Raw genomic sequence first — 23,695 nt, forward strand, 5'->3', positions numbered from 1 at the left:
GCTTGAGGGGGGATTCGTTTTGACCAGAGGACAAAAATCGTTTGTCTTAATGTTTGTAGATTCATTATCTATATTATTTTCAGCATTTCTAGCTCACTATTTAGTAGAAGCATATATCCGTCCAAATGATAGTTTTTATTATGTCATGATTGGTGTTGCGATAATTAGTTATTTATTTTTTGGCTTACGTCACCATCTGTTTGCCCGGATTGTCCGCTATACAAGTGTGTATGAAATTTTTAATGCGACTAAGATTATGACGCTAGCATTCTTTATATCGGGATTGACGACGCTTTTATTCATACCGTCTGTTAGTTATCGTTATATCTTTTTGATGTATGTGTTTGCGCTTATTTTTATACCAGGATCACGCGTATTATGGCGTTTCTATCACGAGTACAAAAGTGGGAAATACTATGGAGGAGTCAATAAAGAACAAGGGATTCGAACGTTAATTGTGGGTGCAGGAGATGGTGGTAATCTTTTGGTTAGTAATTTAATCAAGGAGCCAGGAGAGGTAGAAATCGTCGGAATTGTCGATGGAGACATTGGTAAAAAAGGCTCACGATTGTACGATATCCCAGTTTTAGGAACAGAGGCAGATATACCGAAGTTAGTAGAAAATATGCAAATTGAGCAAGTAACTGTTGCGATTCCATCGGCCAAACCAGAAAATTTAGAAAAAATCTTGGAGTACTGTGCGCAAGTAGACGTGAAAGTCAATCAAATGCCAAGTATCGAAGATGTCCTGAAGGGCAAGTTGAGTGTTAATCGTTTCCGTGAAATCGATGTTGTAGATTTATTGGGACGCGAAGAAGTTAAGCTTGATCGTTCTCTGATTGCGGAGCATCTCCACGGAAAAGTCGTTTTAGTGAGTGGCGCTGGCGGCTCGATTGGTTCTGAAATTTGTCGTCAAGTAGCGAAATTTGAACCAGCTAAGTTAATTTTATTGGGTCATGGTGAGAATTCAATCTACTTGATTGATAAAGAGTTGAAGAACTTATATGGGCGTGCCATCGAGATTATTCCTGTAATTGCCGATGTACAAGATCGTGAACGGATTTTTAATGTGATGGCTAAGTTCAAACCGGATCAAGTGTATCATGCGGCTGCACATAAGCATGTCCCTTTGATGGAATATAATCCGCGTGAATCAATCAAAAATAATGTGTATGGCTCTTTGAATATCGCTGAGGCCGCAAAAGTTGCTAAGGTGAAGAGTTTTGTCATGATTTCAACTGATAAAGCCGTACGTCCAACGAACGTGATGGGTTCAACAAAACGGATTGCGGAAATGCTAGTCACTGCCTTGAATGAAGAAAGCTGCACGACGTTTGCGGCAGTTCGCTTTGGAAATGTGTTGGGAAGTAGGGGAAGTGTAATTCCTGTTTTCCGCGAGCAAATTGAACGGGGCGGTCCGATCACCGTCACGGATTTCCGAATGATTCGATACTTTATGACTATTCCCGAAGCAAGTCGCTTGGTTATCCAAGCAGGTGTATTAGCAAAAGGTGGCGAGATTTTTATTTTAGACATGGGTGAACCGGTTAAAATTGTTGATTTGGCTAAGAAGATGGTTAAACTATCCGGATTTACAGAAGCTGAGATTCCTATTGTTGAAACAGGGATTCGACCCGGTGAGAAGTTGTATGAAGAACTCTTAGCTGAAGGCCAATTAGCTGCTAATCAAGTTTACGAAAAGATATTCATCGGTAATAGCTCTCATTATGTAATAGAAGAAACATTAGCCTTCGTAGAGTCTTTGGAAAATAAAACGGATCAAGAGATTCGTGAAGAAATTGTCGCTTTTGCGAATACACATCAATAGTAAAAAAATGGATTCTATAGGGATCCATTTTTTTTACTGTATATCAGTAGAATGAAACAGGTATAATTAGAGCTATATGGAATTTAAAACGAGGAGTAATGACTATATGAAAAATAAAACAATTCTAGTAACAGGTGCAGCTGGTTTCGTGGGCTATTACCTTTCAGAAAAAATAACTAGTGAAGGTCATAAAGTGATTACGGCATCGAAAATGTACCATCTCTGCAATAATTTTTACCAGGCTCGGCAAAGAAATGTACCAGTAAGTGCAAAGCAGTGTACCACAAATACCTCTTGTATAATGTAGGTGCACACCTTAGGGTGTGACATTTATTTTACAGGAGGTATTTTTATTATGTTTCGTTATCGAAGGATACTTGAAATGCACAGTGAAGGAATAAGTATTCGCAGTATTGCAGCAAGCACGGGGAACTCACGTCAGAAAATTACTGAGGTTATCCGAAAAGCTGAGGAGAAAGGGATAGCGAGGGCGTTGTCGGAAGAAATGACCGATCAATGGCTAGGCGAATTTTTGTTTCCAGAAAAACAATTAGAAGCCAATGGACGGCACCTGCCTGACTTCGACAAGATTCACAAGGAATTGGCCAAACCAAACGTGACCTTGACGCTTCTTCATCAGGAATACGCAGTTGAGTGTCGCACGAGTGGGAAAATCCCTTACGCCTATCGTACATTTTGTGACTATTACAATGCGTTCGCGCGAAAGCATAAAGCCACTATGCGCATCCGTCGGAAGCCTGGTGAAATTATGGAAGTGGATTGGGCTGGATCGCCAGCTTATGTCATCGATCGAGATACGGGTGAAAAAGTAAAGACTTATGTCTTTGTGGCAACCTTACCGTGCAGCCAATTGTCTTATGCGGAAGCATTCCTAACGATGAAATCGGTGGCTTGGATTACGGCACATAACCATGCATTTGAATATTTTGGCGGTTCTACCGACATAATTGTTCCCGATAATCTAAAAACAGGTGTAAAAAAGAATGAAGGCATCGATGTCATCCTTAATGAATCATATCGAGAGCTAGGGGAACATTACGGGTCCATCATTTTACCTGCCCGAGTTTCTACTCCCAAGGATAAGCCCAGTGTTGAAGGCAGCGTAGGCGTCATCTCCACTTGGATTATAGCTGCCTTACGCAATACGCATTGTTTTACAATCGAAGATTTAAATCGTGAAATCAGAATGAAATTAAATGAATTCAATGAGCGACCGTTCACTAAGAAACCAGGATCCAGGATCAGAGCCTTCGAGGAAGAAGAAAAATTCGCACTTAATCCTCTTCCACTGGCACCTTATAAGATGTCTGTCTGGAAAAAAGCAAAGGTTCAACTAAACTACCACGTCTCAGTTGAAAGCATGTTTTATTCCGTTCCATACGAATACATTCAACAAAATATAGATATTCGAATGACAGAGAATCTAATTGAACTATATTTTAATTCCATGCGAATCGCAACACATAAACGTCTGTACGGGAAATTTGGGCAGTATTCGACTGTCAGAGATCATATGCCAGATAATCACAAAATGTATGTGGACCATACCCCGGAATCCTCGATAGAATGGGCTGAAACCGTCGGTTCCTCAACAGTAAAGGTTGTTCAACACCTCTTAGACCGTTATCAAAATGAAAAACAAGCCTTAAAGTCGATCATGTCTTTGAAGAGCTTTGGTAAAAAGTATTCTAAAAATGAAATAGAAACGGCCTGTTCAACAGCTTTAAATCTGGCTTCTTTGCCTTCTGTTAAAATTATCCAGACCATTCTAAAGGGCAACAAGCAGAAGCAAGCAACAAGCCAATCACATATTGAAGACACTAACATTGAAAAGCATGGATTCACTCGCGGTGCGTCCTATTTTGGAGGGAAATAATGATGTTAAATGAGCAAACAGAAGTAAAATTAGCTGAATTGAAACTTTCAGGCATGCTTGAATCCTATCGTGAACAGATGACAAATAAAGAGTACCAATCCATGAGTTTCGAAGACCGCTTCAACCTCATGGTTGATCTGGAGCATTCCCGGCGAAAAAATAATAAACTACAGCGGTTGATTAAATCTGCAAACTTTAGAAATGCCTCTGCCAGCATTGAGGATATCGAATACCATCCGGACCGTAATTTAGATAAGAACCTCATTTTAAAACTAGCCAGTGGGACTTATTTGGAAGAACACCATAACATCATTTTGATGGGCGCTTCAGGGAATGGGAAAACGTATATCGCCAATGCCTTCGGAATACAGGCATGCCGGCAATACTACAACGTGAAATACATCCGACTCCCTGAACTACTAGATGAATTAACCATCTCGAAAAATCAAGCAGATGGTAGTTTTCGAAAAATAATCAACAGATATAAAAAAGTTCAATTACTCATCATCGATGAATGGCTATTAACCAATCTTTCGTTAGAAAATTCCACCTTTCTATTGGAAATAATCGAATCCCGTCTTAAAACAGCATCAACTATTTTCTGTTCTCAATTCCATCCAGAAGGATGGCACGAAAAGCTCGGTAACCCCCAAATCGCTGATGCCATTCTAGATAGAATCATACATGATTCTTATCAAATTCTGGTAGACGGTAAAGTTTCTATGCGTGAACGTTACGGCATCCGTAATTAAATGAGTCATTAAAATAAATTAAGAGCCACTCCATGATTTTCAGGAGTGGCTCTTAGTTGACCTTGTGGTCATTATTGTCGCTTTTATTATTTGAAATGGTAACCGCGTCGCACTAACTGGTACATTTCTTTGCACTTAGTGGTAAAAAACAATGCACTAGTGGTACATTTTCGATGCCGTATTCATAAAGTAATCGGTATCGATAATATGAATAATTATTATGATGTTCGTTTGAAAGTGTAACCGTCAAGTAGAAATGAGCCAATTTCGCTCATTAATTTTGAGCCATTATTGCTCATTAAGAATGAGCCACCCTTATTCCTCAAATATCGAGGTGCGATGTTTGACACGATAACTGTCTCCTTTGAGCTGAATCACTTCGGATCGGTGGACCAGTCGGTCCATGATGGCTGCTGCGATGGCGGGATCGCCTAAAAGCTCTCCCCATTCGCTAGGTCCTTTGTTGGAAGTGATGATGACCGAGGCCGCATTATACAAATGATTGATGAGATGGAAGAGAAGGTTCGCTTCTCTTCTGTCCATAGCTATGAACATTAAGTCATCGATAATGACCAAGTTTGATTCACGGAGACGTTTGAGCCGAATCTGCGACTTCCTGCTGATTTCTTCCGTTTTTAATAACTGTATGACCTCCGCCATGGTGACGAAAGTGACACGATAGCCTTCCTGCACAGCTTTGATTCCTAAACCAATTGCGATATGTGTTTTTCCGACCCCTGAGGGTCCCAAGAGAATGAGGTTATAAAGCTGGTCAAGCCAGCCGAGATCCTTCAATTGATTAAATTGTTTTGTTTTAATCGTAGGTTGATCGGTCAATGAAAAAGAGTCTAGGGTTTGTTGGATAGGAAAATTGGCCCATTTTAAATATTTTTCAATGACTTTTTCTTCCCGACGTTTTTTCTCATATTCCATTACCTGTAATAAGAATTGCGTATAGGACAGTTGTTGTTTTTCCGCTACTTTTATAAATTCAGGGAGCTCATTTGCGGATTCTACTAAACGCATCGCTCGCATTAATCCCTGTGTCTTTGTCACGTTGCTCATCTTATTCACTTCCCTTCCAGAATGGCGACATAGGTATCCAACTGACGCGTTTCTGGTCGGACATGGTAGGTCATTTCTGCTTCAGGCGTGAGTTGCTCTACATAGGATTGTGCCAACGCTGTTTCGGTGGTTTCCACAATGATGCTCTCCAGAAATTGAATCATATCCTCAAAATCAGTGCCGCTGAAAAGCTTCTGGTTGACACATTGCTCCAGTGCTAGATTGATGACTTTTGCGGAATGACGGTCCCACTGCCGGTTGATTAATTGCAGTTGGTCCCGGAGATACCGTGGGTACTTCACCTTGATTTCATCCAAGAAAGCTGTGGCCAAGTCGTACTGTTCGAACTTTTGGGCAACACTTTCCATGTATTGCGGGATGCCTTTGCTCCGGTCGCGTTTATGTGAACGGTCCTGGATCAGCTTTCCTTTCTCTAAGGACAATCTATGCTTACCCAATACTTCTCCTGTTTCGCTCTCGATAATGGTAAGTGTGTCGTCCTGTACAACCAATTTGACTGATTTCCCCTGACCGTCATAAGTCCCCAGCGGGACGGAATAACGATTGGATTCGTAAAGAACGACATTGTCCTTTCGGACAACTCTTGTTATACTTTCATTGCTATGAATAACATTTTTATCCTCGGCTGCTACCGAGGCAAAAACAGAGATCGGTCGTAATGTTTCCCTTTCGAGGCGGAAAACATCGACGGGTCTCTTTTTGGTTGTATTGTGCTTTTTACCATTTCCACGCCGGTCGAGCCAATCGATCGCTTCCTCATTCCAACGATCCAGGTTTGTATAGGGGCGATGCTTGGCAAAACTCTTCTTGATGAACCCAATAACATTTTCAATCTTTCCTTTGCTCTCTGGGTCTGCGCCCCGGCAAGCATACACTTGGAAGGCCTCATTGCGACGGTACGCTTCGAACTGCTGGGTGAAGATGATGTCGCCATTGTTCTCACTCACGACGATGATATTGTCTTGGTCGTACACGATTTCCCGCGCTTTTCCTCCGAAATGCTGGAAGGCACGCACATGAATGTGCACCAAATCATTGGTTGTAAAAGGGCGATCCTGCCATTCCATGTATTTATAGCGAGAATGGGACAAAACGAATGCTGCGACATACAGTTTAATTGTTTGTCCACCAACAGTCCGTTGTTCGCACTGACCAAAATCCACCTGCATCTGGAATCCCATTGGGGATTCAGAGACTGCCTCATAGGCACGTTTTGGTGTGACTTTCGGAATCCGGTACTCTTCCCTTAGACTCTTCACGTACCTCCGGACCGTACTTTCAGCCGTGTTAAAACCAGGATACTTCTCCTCTAACCAGTCGCAAACCTGAGCGGATGACATATCGGGGTGTTTCCGTAACCCCGTCAGGACATCCGCCTCGTAATCGTCCAGCTTTTTCTTTCTAGCTGCTGTGGAAGCCAGCCAAGTTGAAAACTCCTCAGCCTCCATGTTCAGGTATTTATCCACGGTATTTCGCGAACAGTTTAGTTTTTCTGCAATACTTCTTCTTGAAAATCCTTTTTCATGTAATTGTCTAATTGTGACGTACATTTGCCATTTCTCCACCTTTTTTCCTCCAGTACCAATAAATCATCAAATCTTAATGATACTACGGAATGGAAGTTATTTTATTAAAAAGTGGCTCATTCTTATTGAGCGAAATTGGCTCACTTTAGTTTAGCAGTCACATGAAAGAAGAGCGTTTAAATAAAATGAAGGATAATGCTTTATTTACGTTTGTTAAACTAGATCTAACTGACAAAGAAGGTTTAGAAAATCTGTTTAAGGAATACAAGCCCGAAATCGTTGTAAACCTTGCAGCGCAGGCGGGCTTGCGTGCGTTATTCAATCGAAAATCCAGATGCATATATCCAAAGTAATATTATTGGATTCCATAACATACTAGAAGCTTGCCGCCACCATCCAGTGGAACACTTATTATATGCTTCTTCAAGTTCAGTATATGGCTCCAATAAAAAGGTTCCTTTTGAAGAAACCGATTTCGTTGATAATCCCGTTTCTCTTTATGCAGCAACGAAAAAATCAAATGAATTAATGGCTCATACCTATAGTCATTTGTACAAAATACCAGCTACTGGTCTTCGTTTCTTTACTGTTTACGGACCAATGGGAAGACCCGATATGGCTTACTATGGCTTTACAGACAAGTTTTTCAACAATGAACCCATTCACATTTTCAATAACGGTGATTTTGATAACGACTTGTATCGTGACTTCACCTACATTGATGATATCGTAACGGGTATTGGTAAATTGATTGAGAAACCACATCAAGGCCATACTGTCTTTAATATCGGAAACAATAACCCTGAAAAATTGATGGTATTTATCACGAGCCTTGAAAAAGCATTGAGTAACTCATTAGGTAGAGAAGTTGAGTTTGAAAAGATTTACGAACCAATCAAACCAGGAGATATGCCTGCTACGTATGCTTCTACTGATAAACTGCAAGCAGCAATTGGTTTCAAACCAGAAACATCTATTCAAGATGGTTTACAAAAGTTCACAGATTGGTATGTTGACTACTACAATAAGAAATAGGAAGGGGCAAATCTGTTGCAAGAGTTAATGATGAAATTCCAAGAAATATATAACGGCGAAGACGTACGTGCAGTTCGTTCGCCACTTCGTATTTGTCCAATTGGTGCTCACTCGGATCACCAAGGCGGACGAGTATCTGGTATGGCCTTAGATGCGAGTGTAGATATGATCTATTCACCAACAGAAGATGGGTATGTCCGTATTCAAAGTATGGATTTTCCTGATAAAGAACTATTTCATATCACGCACGATGCAGAGTATATTCCCGGTTTCTGGGGAACGTATATCCGTGGTGCAGTAATGGCCTTGCGTCAAGATTATGTTTTGAAAAAAGGAATCAATGCGATTGTGAGCGGGAAGTTGCCTATTGGTGGGTTGAGTTCTTCTGCCGCAGTAACAACGGCTTATTTGATGGCATTGTGTGATGCGAATGACATCGAGGTTTCTAAGATGGATATCATTCAGTACAGTCACTGGGTAGAAACGCAATTCATCGGATTGAAAAACGGAATTTTAGATCAGTCTGCAAATGTCTTGAGCATGGATAATCAGTTGATGGTGATGGATTGTTTGAGTAACGAGCACGAGATGATTCAAAAGGGCGCAGATATGCCTGAATTTGAAGTTGTAGTGGTTTACTCAGGAATCTCTAAGCAGTTAATCAGTACGGACTTTAACAACCGTACAGACGAGTTACGTGTTGGAGGATGGTTGCTACAAGATTTGAGCGGTCTGCCGATTACACCCGCTTTAGAGGATGTAAAACTGCGTAATATCCCAACTGAAGTCTATGAAGCGCACAAAGACCAGTTACCAGAGCGCTTGCGTAAGCGTGCAGCCCATTTCTATACAGAACAAAAACGTGTGGTAGATGGTGCCAAAGCGTGGGCTGAAGGGGATATCGAAAAGTTCGGACAGTTGATGTTCGAATCAGGCGAAAGCTCCTTCTACCAGTATGAATCAGTGATACCAGAAATGCAGAGTATCTTCTATTTATTGAAGGAATGTAAAGGTGTTTATGGTGCCCGTCCAAGTGGGGCGGGTTACCGTGGTGCAGTGATCGGTTTGATTGATCCAGCCTATAAAGAAGAAATAAAAGCAAAGATTGATGCGAACTATCCGGTTCAACATCCCGAAATAAAAGACTTGTATGAAGTAAACTTCTGAAAAACTGCTGATGGTGCTCATCTCGTTAAAGACTTGGAGGGGATGAAACAGTGAAAGCAATTATTTTAGCAGCGGGGTATGCAACACGTCTGTATCCGTTAACGAAGGATCGGCCAAAACCCTTGTTGGAGGTTGCCGGGAAAACCATTCTTGATTTTATCGCTGAAAAAATAGAGCGTGTAACTGAAATTGATGAGATAATTATTGTAACCAATGATAAATTTTCCGGTCATTTTGAAAAGTGGCGAGAGATATGTGATTATTCGAAAAAAATCACAGTTGTCAATGATGGGACGCTAACGAACGATACCCGTTTAGGGGCAATTGGCGATATCCAGTATGTGATTGATACATTAAAAGTTCAGGATGACTTAATGATTCTCGCCGGCGACAATCTATTTGATTTTGAATTGACAGATTTTGTCAGCTACTTCAAGGAAGTTGAGACAGATTGTATTACTTCTTATTTTGAAGAAAATGATGCGCAAGTGAAACGTGCAGGTGTTGTAGAGCTCGATGGAAACCAAATGGTCCTTTCTTTCGAAGAAAAACCGGCACAACCACGTTCTCAATATTGCGTGCCAGCATTTTATTTATACAAAAAAGAAACCCTTCCCCTCTTTGAACAGTATTTAATGGAAGGAAATAATCCAGATGCACCCGGCCATTTTGTGCCATACCTGATCAGTAAAAAGCCTGCTCACGCTTTCTTATTTGAAGGAAGACGCTATGATATTGGGACTGTTGAGAGTTATGAATGGGTGAAAGGGATATTTGAAGCAAGATAAAGAGTCCCATCGCAGCTAGTTAACGAAACGGTGTTGGAGGATCATATAAGGGTCAAAGTGAAATCCCATTCACTTTGGCCTTTTCCATTTTCAAAAATGATTCACCAACACCGTTTACTATAGAGCCTGAATCTATAGATTTACTTAAACTCATAAATCCTTCTTTTTTATTTAGGTAAATTCAGCTATACTGTAGGATAATGAGGTAAAGTGTCTAAATTTATCTCTTTCATACGAAAGGAAAGAGGAACCAACGGAATGGAAGAAAAGCGCTCGGAGAGTTTAAGAAAGAAAAGACGAAACAGAAAGATATTATATGTGGTCATTGGAATATTCCTGATTGGCTATACATTATTCTGGAAAGCATATAACGACCTTAACCAAACATCGAATAATATCTTTAACAGACTAAACACAAATAACAAAAGAGAATCTGAAATCGTGATTGAAGCAACGCAGCCCATCTCCTTTGCCTTTTTGGGAGTCGATAATGGTTCAGTTGATCGGGCAGATGCTGTCGGTCGTTCTGACGCCATCTTGATCGGAACGGTTAATCCAAAGACCCGTACCACGACTCTGGTAAGTATTCCACGGGATACCTATGCTTTAATGGTTGGCTATGAGACTTATGAGGGTATGGAATACTATGATAAATTAACGCATGCCTATGCTTTTGGGGATGCAGAAATGGCCATTGATTCCATTCAGGAACTGATAAATATCCCGATTGATTATTACGTAGAAGTTAATATGCAAGGCCTCATCGATATTGTTGACGCTTTGGGAGGTGTCGAAGTCAAGAGTCCCTTGACGTTTGATTACCAAGGTAATTACTTTAAAAAAGGTGAAACGCGAACGCTGAACGGGAAAGAAGCACTGGCATTTTCACGGATGCGAAAAACCGATCCCGAGGGTGATTTCGGTAGACAGAAACGCGAAAAAATTGTCATCAAAGCGATTATGGACAAAGCATTGAGTTTAAAGAGTATTTCTAACTACGAACCAATTCTGGAAACCTTGGAGGACAATGTCAAAACAAACCTGACTTTCAAGGATATGACCGATATGTTCTTCTCGTATAATAAGTCATTGGAGAATTTTGAAACCGAGAATTTGGTCGGTGAGGAATTATGGTTGGACGATTTGTATTATCTGTATGCCTACCCAGAAGATCGTTTGGAAATCTCGAACTTACTTCGGAAGGAACTTGAATTAGAAGAAATTTCCATGGACGACATCAGTTTGTCGGATGTCGATTACTATAATATCGAGACTGGATACATCGAGGATCCATGGGAAGAAGACAGTAGTGAATATTAAAGAATGAGGTGTCAAATTGGAAGAGAGACGTTCGCGTAAGGGGAATAAGAAAAAAAGAAGAGGCCTCAAAATTTTTTTGGCGGTTGTTTTGTTACTATTCGTGGCCATAGGCATTTACGTGGCAGATTTTTACCGCAACATTGATAATACGACAGTGGAGATTTATGAGCCGGTCGACGAAGAAGTGGATCCAGTCAGAACGAGTTCGGCAGATTTAAGTGAAAAAGAACCTATTTCTATTTTGTTGTTGGGGGTTGATACGGGTGATTTGGGACGCGATGAAAGAGGGCGTTCTGACACAATGATGGTCGTAACCGTTAATCCCAATACAAAAAAATCGGTGCTGATGAGTATCCCGCGTGATACTTATACCGAAATCGTCGGTTATGGCACGATGGATAAATTGAACCATGCCTATGCCTTTGGTGGCAACTCGATGGCCATCAATTCGATTCAAAATTTATTGGATATTCCGATTGACTACTATGTCACAGTTAATATGGCTGGGATTCAAGAACTCGTGGACGCAGTGGGCGGAATCGATATCGTGAGCCCGATGACATTTACCATGGATGGGTATACTTTTTACGAGGGTGAATCGGTGCATTTAGACGGTCCAGCCACTTTATCTTTCGTCCGGATGCGTTATGAAGATGCAGCAGGCGATACCGGGCGTCAAGCAAGACAACGTCTGGTCATTGAAGGAGTTGTCGATAAGGTTGTCAGCGCGTCAACATTGCTGAACTATCAAGACATCTTGGGCTCTTTATCCAATAATGTCCAAACCAATTTCCAAATGAAAGATTACCTTGCTCTACAAAGCAATTCCTACACGGCAGCTGCACGGAACATCGTTTCTGAACAAATCGGGGGTTCTGGTGGAATTGCCGAGGATGGGATATACTATCATTATATTCCAGAAGAGGAATTGTTACGCGTGCAAAATTTATTAAGTTCTGAACTAGAATTAGATTGATGAAGGGAGACTGATTTAATGGCAGTTTTAGTAACAGGGGGCGCTGGTTATATCGGCAGCCACACAGTGGTGGAATTATTGAATGAGGGACACGAAGTTGTCATTGTTGATGACTTTTCCAATAGTAAGCCAGAGGTTTTGAACCGCATCAAAACGATAGCTAAAAAAGATTTCAAGTTTTATGAAGCGAATTTATTGGATAAAGCCGCAATCACTGAAATTTTCGAAAAAGAAACGATTGATTCCGTCATTCATTTTGCTGGCTTCAAGGCAGTAGGGGAATCAGTAGAAAAACCTGTTGAATACTACCACAACAATATCACCGGAACGTTGATGTTGCTTGAGGTCATGAAAGAACATGGTGTTAAAAACCTCGTCTTCAGTTCTTCGGCAACGGTATATGGTATGAATAACCCATCACCTTTAACAGAGAACTTGCCAACGAGTGCAACGAATCCTTATGGTTATACCAAGGTAATGATTGAGCAAATTTTACGTGATGTGTATGTTTCCGACAATGAATGGAATATTGCATTACTGCGTTACTTCAATCCGATTGGGGCTCACGCATCCGGTTTGATCGGGGAAGACCCTTCCGGTATCCCGAATAACTTGATGCCTTACATTACCCAAGTAGCAGTCGGAAAGTTACCGGAATTGAGTGTCTTCGGTGATGATTATGATACACCGGATGGCACTGGCGTACGTGACTATATCCATGTCGTGGACTTGGCGAAAGGTCACTTGAAAGCTTTGGAAAGTTTCACAGACCACAAAGGTGTGGGAACATATAACTTGGGAACAGGAATTGGCTACAGTGTTTTGGATCTAGTCAAAAATTTCCAAAGAGCGAACGATATCCTTATTCCTTACCAAATCGTGGAGCGTCGTCCTGGAGACGTAGCAACGTGCTACGCCGATGCAAGCTTGGCTAAAGAAGTACTGGGCTGGTCTGCTGAGAAGAATTTGGAAGACATGTGCCGTGACTCCTGGAAATGGCAAAGCCAAAACCCTAACGGTTACGATAAATAATAGCTCTATCATTTAGGGTTTGGGTAGTCGTCTTCTCAGAAATCCCGGAGGACGGAGTGGTTGCTTGTGGCCGTGTCAAGGATGCAATGCGAAAATAGGGACCGTTGGCGCTTCAGCGTCTACGAGCCCTTTGAGGCTTGCAAGCCCGGAGACTACAGGCTCCGGGTGGTCCCACGGCAGCACATAAGCAACCACGCAGGCCGAAGGGCATTTCCTTCACAACAATAAATAACAACAATGCACTGAAAAGCTACTTACTTTTCAGTGCATTTTTATTTAGATAAAAGTTTGTTATAATGATAGAAAATGTATTTGAAAGGAAGTCTCTCATGCAGAAGGTTAGGAAAGCAGTTATTCCGGCAGCGGGTTTAGGTACACGTTTTTTACCAGCTACAAAAGCTATGGCAAAAGAAATGATGCCGGTTGTTGACACTCCAAGTATCCAATATGTCGTTGAGGAAGCAATCAAAAGCGGCATTGAAGAAATTCTGATTGTGACTGGTAAAGGCAAGAATGCAATAGAAGATCACTTCGATGCAAATATTACCCTTGAAAATAATTTACGTGAAAAAGGTAAAGACGCTTTACTCGAAAAAGTAAAAGCTACTAATATTCCATCTATTCATTATGTGCGTCAGGCTTATCCTAAAGGCTTGGGAGATGCCATTCTACAGGCTGCACCATTTGTTGGCAATGAACCCTTTGTGGTATTGCTAGGTGACGATATCATGCCTAACGACGTTCCTTTAACAAAACAGTTAATGGAAATCTATGATAAATACGGAAAAGGTTCAATCGCAACCATCAGAATCCCTGAAGACAAATCCAATCGCTTTGGCGTGATTGATATGGACGGAGCACTGGGTGAACACCTCCATTTAATCGACCATTTAGTCGAAAAACCATCGCCAGAGGAAGCACCAAGTAATTTGGGAATTGTCGGGCGTTATTTATTAACACCTGAAATTTTTGAAATTTTGAGGGAACAAGCGCCGGACTCCGGTGGTGAAGTCCAACTGACAGATGCTCTGGAAACATTGAACCAGATTTCGCCCTTGATTGCCTATGAATATACCGGCAAACGTTACGATGTGGGGGACAAATATGGCATGTTGATTGCGAACATCGAATTCGGTTTGGACCATCCAGAAACAGACGAAAAGATGAAGACATTTATTAAAGAATTGGCGACTAAACTTAAAGAAAATTAATAAACCTAACGAGAAAATTATGCTAGTATTAGCAGAAATCATTTTTAGAGAGCGAGATGTCACAGACAAATGAATATTACCATTGTAGGAACAGGCTATGTCGGTTTATCCAATGCCGTATTACTGGCACAACATAACAAAGTGGTTGCTTTAGAAATCATTGAAGAAAAAGTCGATTTAATTAACAAAAAAATCGCACCGATAGCTGATAAGGAAATCGAAGAATATCTAGCACATAAAGAACTTAATCTACTGGCAACAACCGATAAAGCGGTCGCTTACGAGAAAGCTGAATTCGTGGTTATTGCCACCCCAACGAATTACGATGACAAACTGAATTTCTTTGATACTTCCAGTGTTGAATCGGTTATCGAAGATGTTTTAGAGTATCGCCCCGAAGCAACGATGATTATTAAATCAACCGTTCCTGTGGGCTATACAGCCGAAGTCCGGGCAAAATATGGTGTCGATAATATTATCTTCTCCCCAGAATTCTTGCGTGAAGGTAAAGCTTTGTATGATAATTTGTATCCTTCCCGTATTATTATCGGTGAAGAATCAGAACGCGCGACAAAATTTGCGGAGCTTTTGATTCAAGGAGCCGAAAAAGAAGATATCGAAGTCTTGTTCATGAATTCAACCGAAGCTGAAGCGGTTAAGCTGTTTGCGAACACTTACTTGGCTCTACGTGTGGCGTATTTCAACGAACTGGACACTTATGCGGAAGTAAGAGGCTTGGACTCTAAATCAATCATCGAGGGTGTAGGTCTGGATCCACGTATTGGTTCACACTACAATAACCCATCCTTCGGTTATGGTGGCTACTGCTTGCCGAAAGATACCAAACAACTATTGGCGAACTATAACGATGTGCCGAATAACTTGATTCAAGCCGTTGTTGAATCAAACCGGACACGCAAAGATCATATTGCGGAAATGGTCATCCAAAGAAATCCAAAAGTTGTCGGTATTTACCGTTTGACCATGAAATCCGGATCAGATAACTTCCGTTCCTCGTCGATTCAAGGTATCATGAAACGCATCAAGGCTAAGGGAATTGAAGTCGTGGTTTATGAACCAGTACTGGAAGATGAAACATTCTACAACTCTCGTGTCATCCGTGATTTGGAAGAATTCAAACAAATCTCAGATGTGATTGTTTCCAATCGTAATGCGAAGGAACTACAAGATGTACAAGCGAAAGTCTATACGCGTGACTTATTCAACGAAAATTAAGAGAATGAAAGAGGAAAAGTAATGAAACTTTACCAAAAATTAGTGGACAGAAAAGCTAAGTTAGCATTAGTCGGTCTAGGTTATGTAGGGATGCCGATTGCGGTTGCTTTTGCTAAAAAAGTGGATGTCATTGGTTTCGACACAAACACGCATAAAATTGATTTGTATAATCAAGGTTTTGACCCGACCAATGAAGTCGGCGATGATGAAATCAAAGAAACAACCGTTGATTTTACCGCAGATGAAAGGCGTTTGAAAGAGGCACAATTTATCGTTGTGGCTGTTCCGACACCAATCAATCAAGATAAAACACCGGATCTTTCTCCAGTTGAAGGAGCGACTCGCACTGTGGGTCGTAACTTGACGAAGGGCGCAATCGTTGTTTATGAATCGACTGTTTACCCGGGTGTTACCGAGGACATTTGTATTCCGATTCTGGAACAAGAGTCTGGCTTGAAATGCGGCGTAGATTTTAAAGTCGGTTATTCGCCAGAACGCATCAATCCAGGTGATAAAGTCCACCGTCTGGAGAATATCATTAAGATTGTCTCCGGAATTGATGAAGAAAGTCTGGAAGAAATCGCTAAAGTTTACGAATTAGTAATCGACGTCGGTGTTCACAAAGCGAGCAGCATGAAAGTTGCGGAAGCAGCCAAAGTGGTGGAAAATAGCCAACGTGATATCAACATTGCTTTCATGAACGAATTAGCGATGGCATTTGACCGCATGGGAATTAATACCATGGAAGTCGTCGAAGCCATGAACACCAAATGGAACGCACTCGGTTTCACACCTGGTTTGGTAGGTGGACATTGTATCGGTGTGGATCCGTATTATTTCGTCTATGAAGCCGAAAAATTAGGCTACCATTCACAAATCGTCTTGGCAGGCCGCCAAATCAATGACGGTATGGGCGACTTCATTACCGAAGCCATCATCAAAAAATTGGTACTGGCTGGCAAAAAAGTCCGTGATTCACGTGTGGGTATCTTTGGCCTAACGTTCAAAGAGAACACACCGGACATCCGTAATACCAAAGTGACGGACATCATTGAAGGCTTGCGCCGTTATGGTATCGAACCACTGGTGACCGATCCCGTTGCTGATTTGGAAGAAGCCAGAAATGAATATGGTATTCAAATGGTTACACAAGAAGAAATGCAAGATTTGGATTGTGTGATCTTGGCTGTGACACACGATGAGTATAAAGAAATGACTTTTGAAGCATTCGCACAACACTTCGGTGACATGCCGAATGAAGAAAAAGTATTCATCGATATCAAGACCATGTTCAATCAAGCAGAAGTAGAGGCTCAAGGAATTTCTTACTGGAGCTTATAAAAGTTCTAACTCGCGCACCATTTCGCGTGCTGAGTCAGAAGTTTCTTGAAAAAGTTCCAACTCAGGGCTGAAATACGCTATGAGTTAGAACTTTTCGCTGAAATCTCTAACTCGCGATTTTGAGTCGGAACTTTTCACCAATAGTGAATATTAGCTTCCATCATTTATGGCGTTGGGAGATTTCCTTCGCCAACACCATATAACCAGTAGCCAAAAATTTTAGATGATAGAAAATGCAAGATTCCATAAAGAAATGGAGGCTTGCATTTTTTTTATACAGGATTTTTGCTATAATAGCTTAGATTGATAATAAGGGGAAGAATGTCTGGAGGTAAAATTATGAAGATTCTTCACATTAATTCATATTACAGCGATAGTAAATTATATAAAAATCTATACGACAAACAAATCAAACAACAATTAGATATCGATGTTTTTGTATCCGTGCCGACCAATTATGAAATGCCTGAGCGTGATTTTGGCGACTATACAGTTGTCAGCAAAAATCACCGCAAATGGGATCGCATCTGGTACGAATACAAACAAACAAAAATGCTGAAAGACTTAGAAGACCACTACAATGCGCAGGACTATGACTTGATGCATGCCCACTCGCTTTTCACGAATGGTGGATTGGCTTATAAATTATACAAAAAATATGGAACCGAATATGTGGTTGCCGTTCGCAATACCGATATCAACACCTTTTTCAAAAAAATGCCACATCTTAGAAAATATGGCATCGAAATCATGGAAAACGCGAAAAGAATCATTTTTATTTCCGACGTATTTAAAAAGCAGATTATCGCGCAATACTTGCCGGAATCCAAAAAAGCTGTCATGGTGGAAAAAATGGTGACCATTCCGAACGGGATTGATCAGTTATGGCTGGACAACCAATTTGAGAAGCCAGCTTTCAATAAAGACAGTAAGGAAATCAAGCTTATTTATGTAGGCAAAATCATGAAATTAAAAAATGTCCCGACCATTGCGGCGACTTGTGAGGAACTGCAAGCAAGAGGGTACGAAGTTTCACTGAAGGTTATCGGCCAGATCATTGATGACAGTGAGTTCCAAAAAATAAAAAATAAACCCTATGTTAGCTACGAATCATTCCAGCCAATGGATGAAATCATTGAAAAATATCGCGCTAGCGATATCTTTGTGATGCCTTCCTTTGGGGAAACATTTGGTTTGGTTTATGTAGAAGCCATGTCCCAGGGACTGCCGGTCCTTTATACAGAAGGCCAAGGTTTTGACGGACAATTCCCTGAAGGGGAAGTCGGGTATCATATCGATCCAAACAGTCCCTCTGACATTGCCGATAAGGTAGTAAAGGTACTGGAAAACTATGACCAAATTTCACGCAATAGTACTGAAAATGCCAAACGTTTTAATTGGGATGAAATCAGTCAGCGCTATTTGGACGGTTACAAGCGCGTTATTGAAGGAGTACAGTCATAATGAAAGAGCCTGTAAAAGTTTTACACATCATGAGCTCATTCGGCGGTGGTATTTCAAGCTTTATCCGTAACAAAGCAAAAGCAGTCGACAGCTCCAAAATCGTCTTCGATATCGCAACCTTCAATGATTATCCGGCTGAGTTTGCCGAAGAGATTAAGGCAATGGGTGGGAATATCTATCACATCCCCAATCCCAAAAAAGAAGGCATAAAAAACTTCAATCAAGCCTATACGAATATCCTGAAAAATCATGGTCCCTATGATGTGGTCCATTCACACGTAGGGGGTTACCGCGCCTTTTCGTTCTATTTACTTACCAAGAAGGCTGGAATCAAGCGTTTTGTGGTCCATGCCCATAGTTCTGAACCCTATTATTTTAACGGCAAGCCGCTTAAGGCCAAATTAAAGAATAAATTCGAACAACGCTTAAACCGGATGGCTGCAACGGATTTGGTGTCCTGTGGCAAGAATCCTTCCGCTTTTTATTTCGGCGAACATGCCGTCCAAAAGAAGGAAGTCATGCATATCCCGAACAGCATCGATTTGGATAAATATATGGTTGATTATTCCGAATCAGAACTTAAAGCGAAGAAGGAAGCCCTGGACATTCCCCAGGACCGCTATATTGTCGGGCATGTGGGGCGAGTGGACCGCAATAAGAATCATGCTTTTCTTTTGGAAGTCATTAAAAAAATGAAAGAGCAACAACTCCCTTTTTACTGGATTTTTATTGGAACGGGTGTATTGCTGGATGCTATCAAAGCACAAGTTGAAAAAGAAGACCTCGGTGACTATGTCCAAGTGTTGGGTCGACGGGAAGATGTGCAAACCTTGTATCCTTTAATGGATGTCTTCGTCCTGCCTTCTTTCTCAGAAGGGTTGCCGACCGTTTGTGTTGAAGCCCAAGCAAGTGGCACGCCTTGTGTCGTCTCGGATACCATTACGGACGAAATAGACATGGGGTTAGGGATGGTTTCTTTCAAAGCTTTGACAGATCCAGCAGGATGGATTCAAGCCATTGAAGCATCCGTCAAAAAAGAAGTTCCTTCCCAAGCAGAAATTAGACAAAGATTAACGGAAAAGAAATTCAGCAATGCTGCTTCGGCAGACTTATATGAAGCATTCATTTTGGGCGAAATGGACCATTATGAGCTATAACCGGTTGAAAAAGAGGAGAAAGTAATTCATGAAGAATTTTTTTAAACGATTCATTGGTTTTTCGATTGGGCCAATAGGTGGAGCAGCAATCTCATTCTTTACCACACCACTATTGACCTCATTCGTTTCACCCATTGAATATGGACGTGCGAGTATGTTTACCACGCTCCAGGCACTGGTCGCATCCTTTATTTTTCTGGGGATGGATCAGTCCTATACGCGGGAATACCAGGATGAAGATGATAAACGGAACTTGTTCCAAAACGCCTTATTGGTCCCATTGGGGGTTTCCCTCATTATTTTGTTGGTATTAACACTATTTTCAAAGCAAATTTCGCAACTGATGTTTGAGAGCACGGAGTACCGTTCTACCGTGTTTATGTTTGGGATTTTAATTGTTTTCACGGTCCTGGAAAGATTTATGTTGCTGTCTGTGCGGATGCAAGAAAAAGCGATCGAGTATTCCACTTTCAATATCGTCCTTAAATTGGCGATATTTGTAGTTGCCGCCTTGATGATCGCAGTAGGAAAACGTGATTTTCTGACCGTTGTTTATTCAACCATCATCGGACAATTAGTCGGGGATGCGTTCTTATTATTCCGCTACCGTGATTTATTTAATATCAGTGGTTTCCGTTTGGAGAAAAAATTAATTATCCAAATGGTGAAATTTGGACTGCCATTGATTATTGCAACCTCACTGGCAAGTCTGCTTAATTCCCTGGACCGTTTGTTCTTACGGGCCTATAGTGACTTTGGGCAATTGGGTATTTATACGGCAACGATGAAGATAGCGGCTGTTATTGCCATTGTAAAAACGAGCTTTACTAGTTTTTGGGTCCCAACTGCTTATCGTTGGTATGACGAACAAAAACCGATTCAACATTTTAAGGTGATCAGTGATGCCATCTTATTATTGATGACTTTCCTATTCTTCTTCTTGGCATTTTTCAAAACGCCTATTACCGCAATCTTGTCCAGTGATTATATGGACTCACGCTATATCCTGGCACTGCTTTGTTTGCCACAGATTTTATATACGTTAAGTGAAACAACAACCTTGGGAATCGTCTTTTCCCGAAAAAGTTACTTGAATATTTGGGTAAGTGTTATCTCCATCGTACCAAGTATCGTCTTAAACTTTATGCTGACACCTGTCTTTGGAAATATCGGTGCTGCCGTTTCTAACTGTGTCGCGTATTTCTTTTTCTTCACTGCGCGGACCTATTTCTCCAATCGTACTGGGTTCAGTTTCTCGGTGAAAAAGCATTATATCGTGATTGTGTTGATGCTGATTTGTGCGTTGATCAATACAGTGGACGGTGCCTTTGTATTGCCGGTTAGCATTGGCTTGTTTATACTGTCCCTAATCGCACAGATTCCAACCGTTAAACAATTCATCACTATTTATCAAGAACCTGCTGAATGGGACTTCAACTAAAGAAGGGAGTGGGATGATGAAAAAACTGGTTTATTTCATGGTCGCTTCGGTTTTTCTCGGAGCCCAAATACTTGCAGTTGATGTTGGAATCGCAAAGTTATCGTTATACCGAATTAGTATTGCATTGTCCGTCTTTTTCTTGATACTGGCTTTTTTCAGAAACGACCGTACCATCAAAGTTTTTCCCAATAATATTGCGACGAAGTACGTTGCCTTTTTTGGAATCTGGCTGGCTTATGGTCTGCTTTCCGTTATTTGGGCCAACAACTTGTCAGGGTGGTTGAAAGGGAACTTTTTCATCGGAATTGGATTTCTTTCAATCCTTTTGATCCATTTATTCATCCACAGCAAAGCCGATTTGTTGGTGCTCTTCCGGATTGTGGCCGGTGCGTCCTTACTGCATAATCTTATCGGGTGGTCGGAAATCCTGACGGGTTATTACCGCTTTGCAGATTTGGCCAAATTGGATAAATACGGAACGTTTGCTACCCAACCCGGTACGCGGATTCCGATTTCCATTTTTGCCAATCAGAATGATTACGCGACGTTAATATTGGCCGGTATGTTTTTCACTTATCTCCTATTTAAACTTGAAACAAAATTTAAATGGAAATATTTATACCTGACCTTATTAGTTTCTTCGATGTATTTGATTATCAGAACGGATTCACGGGCCAACTTACTTGCTTTGTTTTTAGGTTTGGCGTTCATGACCGCCCTGAAGTTGAAAGATTTACTATCCAGAAAACAATTACTGGGGCTGGCAACAGCTGGCGTTATTGCGGCAGGCTTGGGGCTTTTGTTTGTTCCTGCTGTCCAACAGATTGGTTATAAAGTAGCTTCCTTATTATTGGATACCTCAAATGTGTTGGGCGATTCCGATAATACCCGGATTAACTTAATCTATAATGGTTTTGTATTCTTGGCTCAAACGCTCGGATTTGGCGTCGGGGCAGGGAACATTGAGTACTGGATGGAAAACAATGCCTTCTTTAATATCTCGACAAAATATAATATGCATAATTGGTGGATGGAGATCCTGACTGGTTATGGCGTTTTTATTTTTATCGGCTATGTGATTTTATTTATCCTCATGATGAATCAACTTGCAAGAGTCTACCATAGTAGTGCCGACTCTTTTGTAAGGCAGACAGCTTTTGTTCTCTTTGGTTATATGGGAGCATTTATCCTGTCCTCCATCTCATCAGCTTCAAACTTGATTATAGAATGGCAATGGGTCATTTTCGGAATTATCATTGCTTTTTGTGGATACGCAAAAAATGCACATTACAAACCTTTGAAAAAAAGAACAAAACGACATTTCAACCTGGAAATGTATTTAGGAGGACAAAATGGATAGCCTAACTCTTGCTAATGAACTAAAGAGATTTTTTAAAGAAAATCGTTTAATCATCGCCTTGACAACCCTTTTGACAATTGCGGCTGTAGTAGGGTTGGCCTTTTTCGCTTCCCGCTCATCGATCCCTGAACCTGGTAAAGACGATGACGAACAAGTAGGAGTGCCCGCTATCTTTCAGTTTTATGTTCAAACGGAAGATGGCAATTCATTCGGCAACTCTGCCGTTGTGGAAGAATTTTTCTTGCAATCAGAAGTTGTGGCGGAAATAGAAGCCAAGACGGGCGTCTCCATCACACCAGCGTTAGAAGAACAACGCTTGGAAGGGTTTGTAAAAACACAAACCGATCGTGGTGTGTTAGGCGTTATGCGTGATGGTTCTTCTCACGTTTTTACCGCAAATGCGACTTTGGGAACGAAGGAAGAAAACTTGGCTGTAATGGAAGCTTACTTTGATTATTTGAATTCGGGAGAAATTCCGGTTCTCACAGACAAAGATGTCTACATTCTTAAAGAGCCAACGAATATGCAATTCTTAATGAACGATAATGAAGAGTTTGAATTATCAGAAGAAACAAACCCCACATTCAATGCTAAGCGTGCCATCCTTGCTGGTGTGGTTGGATTGTTCGGGGGCGTTATTGCAGGGATCTTGCTTGCCTTGATTTATCAATTGTTCCGTAAAGTTATCACGTACGCATTCTCATTTGGTTGGGATGAAACAGATATTTACCAACGGCTATCTAAAGATGATACGCGTGCTGTTCAACAAACGGTCTTGCATCCATTTGCCGAAACAAAAGTGATAGTGACCCAATTCCCGGAAGCAGTAAAGTTATCCGAGACTGACACGCATGAGAAAGTGAACCTGGTTTCTGAAAAACAACCGTTGCAACTGGGCGCTATGAACATCTTAACCGTCAGTGATTTAGCAGAACTGGATCCTTTGTTGCCGGTTGATGAATGCATCATTTATGTTGAAAGTGGCAAGACAGAAAAACGTTGGTATGAGAAACAACGCATGCAACTGAAAAATTATGATGCCCGCGTAAAAGTGATTCAATTCGTGTAACGAGAAAGA

The 23,695-nt window shown here is 41.2% G+C and carries 19 protein-coding genes and 1 pseudogene; 18 read left to right on the forward strand and 2 right to left on the reverse strand.

Annotated features, from left to right (window positions below; translation table 11 throughout):
• Positions 1-49 precede the first annotated feature (49 nt).
• From ACTVAI_RS08755 to istB (ACTVAI_RS08770), 4 genes are all read left to right on the forward strand, one after another.
• A complete protein-coding gene (locus ACTVAI_RS08755; RefSeq protein ID WP_443486478.1) occupies positions 50-1,828 on the forward strand; it encodes a polysaccharide biosynthesis protein in 1,779 nt (592 codons plus the stop codon).
• Positions 1,829-1,934: 106 nt separating this feature from the next.
• The gene (locus ACTVAI_RS08760) at positions 1,935-2,135 is read left to right on the forward strand and encodes an NAD-dependent epimerase/dehydratase family protein (protein ID WP_443486434.1); all 201 of its coding nucleotides are present in this window, start codon (positions 1,935-1,937) and stop codon (positions 2,133-2,135) included.
• 48 nt (positions 2,136-2,183) lie between these two features.
• Positions 2,184-3,725: an IS21 family transposase gene (gene istA, locus ACTVAI_RS08765; protein WP_443486435.1), complete on the forward strand. Its 1,542-nt coding sequence runs from the start codon at positions 2,184-2,186 to the stop codon at positions 3,723-3,725.
• Between the two features lie 2 nt (positions 3,726-3,727).
• Complete coding sequence (istB, locus tag ACTVAI_RS08770) at positions 3,728-4,477, forward strand: IS21-like element helper ATPase IstB (protein WP_002293721.1); 750 nt, start codon at positions 3,728-3,730, stop codon at positions 4,475-4,477.
• Positions 4,478-4,792: 315 nt separating this feature from the next.
• Here the strand turns inward: istB (ACTVAI_RS08770) and istB (ACTVAI_RS08775) are convergent, their stop codons facing one another.
• Entirely contained in the window at positions 4,793-5,542 is a 750-nt protein-coding gene (istB, locus tag ACTVAI_RS08775; protein ID WP_443486436.1) for an IS21-like element helper ATPase IstB, read from the reverse strand.
• A 5-nt stretch (positions 5,543-5,547) separates the two neighbouring features.
• On the reverse strand, positions 5,548-7,128 hold the full coding sequence (gene istA / locus ACTVAI_RS08780; protein ID WP_443486437.1) for an IS21 family transposase: 1,581 nt from the start codon (positions 7,126-7,128) through the stop codon (positions 5,548-5,550).
• A 122-nt stretch (positions 7,129-7,250) separates the two neighbouring features.
• On the opposite strand from istA (ACTVAI_RS08780), the pseudogene ACTVAI_RS08785 reads away from it, so the two are divergent.
• The 14 genes and pseudogenes from ACTVAI_RS08785 to ACTVAI_RS08850 form a co-directional block, all read left to right on the forward strand.
• Positions 7,251-8,124: pseudogene (locus ACTVAI_RS08785) on the forward strand (NAD-dependent epimerase/dehydratase family protein); the annotation flags it as partial.
• Positions 8,125-8,139: 15 nt separating this feature from the next.
• Entirely contained in the window at positions 8,140-9,291 is a 1,152-nt protein-coding gene (locus tag ACTVAI_RS08790) for a GHMP family kinase ATP-binding protein (RefSeq protein ID WP_443486438.1), read from the forward strand.
• A gap of 50 nt (positions 9,292-9,341) precedes the next feature.
• A complete protein-coding gene (locus ACTVAI_RS08795; RefSeq protein WP_443473332.1) occupies positions 9,342-10,079 on the forward strand; it encodes a nucleotidyltransferase family protein in 738 nt (245 codons plus the stop codon).
• A gap of 258 nt (positions 10,080-10,337) precedes the next feature.
• On the forward strand, positions 10,338-11,399 hold the full coding sequence (locus ACTVAI_RS08800) for an LCP family glycopolymer transferase (RefSeq protein WP_443486439.1): 1,062 nt from the start codon (positions 10,338-10,340) through the stop codon (positions 11,397-11,399).
• Between the two features lie 16 nt (positions 11,400-11,415).
• Entirely contained in the window at positions 11,416-12,375 is a 960-nt protein-coding gene (locus tag ACTVAI_RS08805; RefSeq protein ID WP_443486440.1) for an LCP family glycopolymer transferase, read from the forward strand.
• 18 nt (positions 12,376-12,393) lie between these two features.
• The gene (gene galE, locus ACTVAI_RS08810; RefSeq protein ID WP_443486441.1) at positions 12,394-13,407 is read left to right on the forward strand and encodes a UDP-glucose 4-epimerase GalE; all 1,014 of its coding nucleotides are present in this window, start codon (positions 12,394-12,396) and stop codon (positions 13,405-13,407) included.
• Positions 13,408-13,736: 329 nt separating this feature from the next.
• A complete protein-coding gene (galU, locus tag ACTVAI_RS08815) occupies positions 13,737-14,618 on the forward strand; it encodes a UTP--glucose-1-phosphate uridylyltransferase GalU (protein ID WP_443486442.1) in 882 nt (293 codons plus the stop codon).
• A 69-nt stretch (positions 14,619-14,687) separates the two neighbouring features.
• The gene (locus ACTVAI_RS08820; RefSeq protein WP_443486443.1) at positions 14,688-15,854 is read left to right on the forward strand and encodes a nucleotide sugar dehydrogenase; all 1,167 of its coding nucleotides are present in this window, start codon (positions 14,688-14,690) and stop codon (positions 15,852-15,854) included.
• Between the two features lie 21 nt (positions 15,855-15,875).
• On the forward strand, positions 15,876-17,195 hold the full coding sequence (locus tag ACTVAI_RS08825; protein WP_443486444.1) for a nucleotide sugar dehydrogenase: 1,320 nt from the start codon (positions 15,876-15,878) through the stop codon (positions 17,193-17,195).
• Between the two features lie 339 nt (positions 17,196-17,534).
• A complete protein-coding gene (locus ACTVAI_RS08830) occupies positions 17,535-18,659 on the forward strand; it encodes a glycosyltransferase family 4 protein (protein WP_443486445.1) in 1,125 nt (374 codons plus the stop codon).
• Positions 18,659-19,816, forward strand: coding sequence for a glycosyltransferase (locus ACTVAI_RS08835; RefSeq protein ID WP_443486446.1), 1,158 nt, complete (start codon positions 18,659-18,661; stop codon positions 19,814-19,816). The genes ACTVAI_RS08830 and ACTVAI_RS08835 overlap by 1 nt, the downstream gene beginning before the upstream one ends.
• A 28-nt stretch (positions 19,817-19,844) precedes the next feature.
• Positions 19,845-21,257: a lipopolysaccharide biosynthesis protein gene (locus ACTVAI_RS08840; RefSeq protein WP_443486447.1), complete on the forward strand. Its 1,413-nt coding sequence runs from the start codon at positions 19,845-19,847 to the stop codon at positions 21,255-21,257.
• 13 nt (positions 21,258-21,270) lie between these two features.
• Positions 21,271-22,617, forward strand: a complete 1,347-nt coding sequence (locus ACTVAI_RS08845; RefSeq protein ID WP_443486448.1) for an O-antigen ligase family protein — start codon at positions 21,271-21,273, stop codon at positions 22,615-22,617.
• Positions 22,610-23,686: a hypothetical protein gene (locus ACTVAI_RS08850; protein WP_443486449.1), complete on the forward strand. Its 1,077-nt coding sequence runs from the start codon at positions 22,610-22,612 to the stop codon at positions 23,684-23,686. Before ACTVAI_RS08845 ends, ACTVAI_RS08850 begins: the two co-directional genes overlap by 8 nt.
• Positions 23,687-23,695 lie beyond the last annotated feature (9 nt).

The sequence above is a fragment of the Jeotgalibaca sp. A127 genome, from assembly GCF_052266745.1.
Taxonomy (GTDB): Bacteria; Bacillota; Bacilli; order Lactobacillales; family Aerococcaceae; genus Jeotgalibaca.

Excerpts from the sequence above, each read along its gene's own strand:
- ACTVAI_RS08755 (WP_443486478.1), top strand. The coding sequence starts at position 50 with ATGTTTGTAGATTCATTATCTATATTATTTTCAGCATTTCTAGCTCAC.
- ACTVAI_RS08760 (WP_443486434.1), top strand. The coding sequence starts at position 1,935 with ATGAAAAATAAAACAATTCTAGTAACAGGTGCAGCTGGTTTCGTGGGC.
- istA (WP_443486435.1), top strand. The coding sequence starts at position 2,184 with ATGTTTCGTTATCGAAGGATACTTGAAATGCACAGTGAAGGAATAAGT.
- istB (WP_002293721.1), top strand. The coding sequence starts at position 3,728 with ATGTTAAATGAGCAAACAGAAGTAAAATTAGCTGAATTGAAACTTTCA.
- istB (WP_443486436.1), bottom strand. The coding sequence starts at position 5,542 with ATGAGCAACGTGACAAAGACACAGGGATTAATGCGAGCGATGCGTTTA.
- ACTVAI_RS08800 (WP_443486439.1), top strand. The coding sequence starts at position 10,338 with ATGGAAGAAAAGCGCTCGGAGAGTTTAAGAAAGAAAAGACGAAACAGA.
- galE (WP_443486441.1), top strand. The coding sequence starts at position 12,394 with ATGGCAGTTTTAGTAACAGGGGGCGCTGGTTATATCGGCAGCCACACA.
- galU (WP_443486442.1), top strand. The coding sequence starts at position 13,737 with ATGCAGAAGGTTAGGAAAGCAGTTATTCCGGCAGCGGGTTTAGGTACA.
- ACTVAI_RS08820 (WP_443486443.1), top strand. The coding sequence starts at position 14,688 with ATGAATATTACCATTGTAGGAACAGGCTATGTCGGTTTATCCAATGCC.
- ACTVAI_RS08825 (WP_443486444.1), top strand. The coding sequence starts at position 15,876 with ATGAAACTTTACCAAAAATTAGTGGACAGAAAAGCTAAGTTAGCATTA.
- ACTVAI_RS08830 (WP_443486445.1), top strand. The coding sequence starts at position 17,535 with ATGAAGATTCTTCACATTAATTCATATTACAGCGATAGTAAATTATAT.
- ACTVAI_RS08835 (WP_443486446.1), top strand. The coding sequence starts at position 18,659 with ATGAAAGAGCCTGTAAAAGTTTTACACATCATGAGCTCATTCGGCGGT.
- ACTVAI_RS08840 (WP_443486447.1), top strand. The coding sequence starts at position 19,845 with ATGAAGAATTTTTTTAAACGATTCATTGGTTTTTCGATTGGGCCAATA.
- ACTVAI_RS08845 (WP_443486448.1), top strand. The coding sequence starts at position 21,271 with ATGATGAAAAAACTGGTTTATTTCATGGTCGCTTCGGTTTTTCTCGGA.
- ACTVAI_RS08850 (WP_443486449.1), top strand. The coding sequence starts at position 22,610 with ATGGATAGCCTAACTCTTGCTAATGAACTAAAGAGATTTTTTAAAGAA.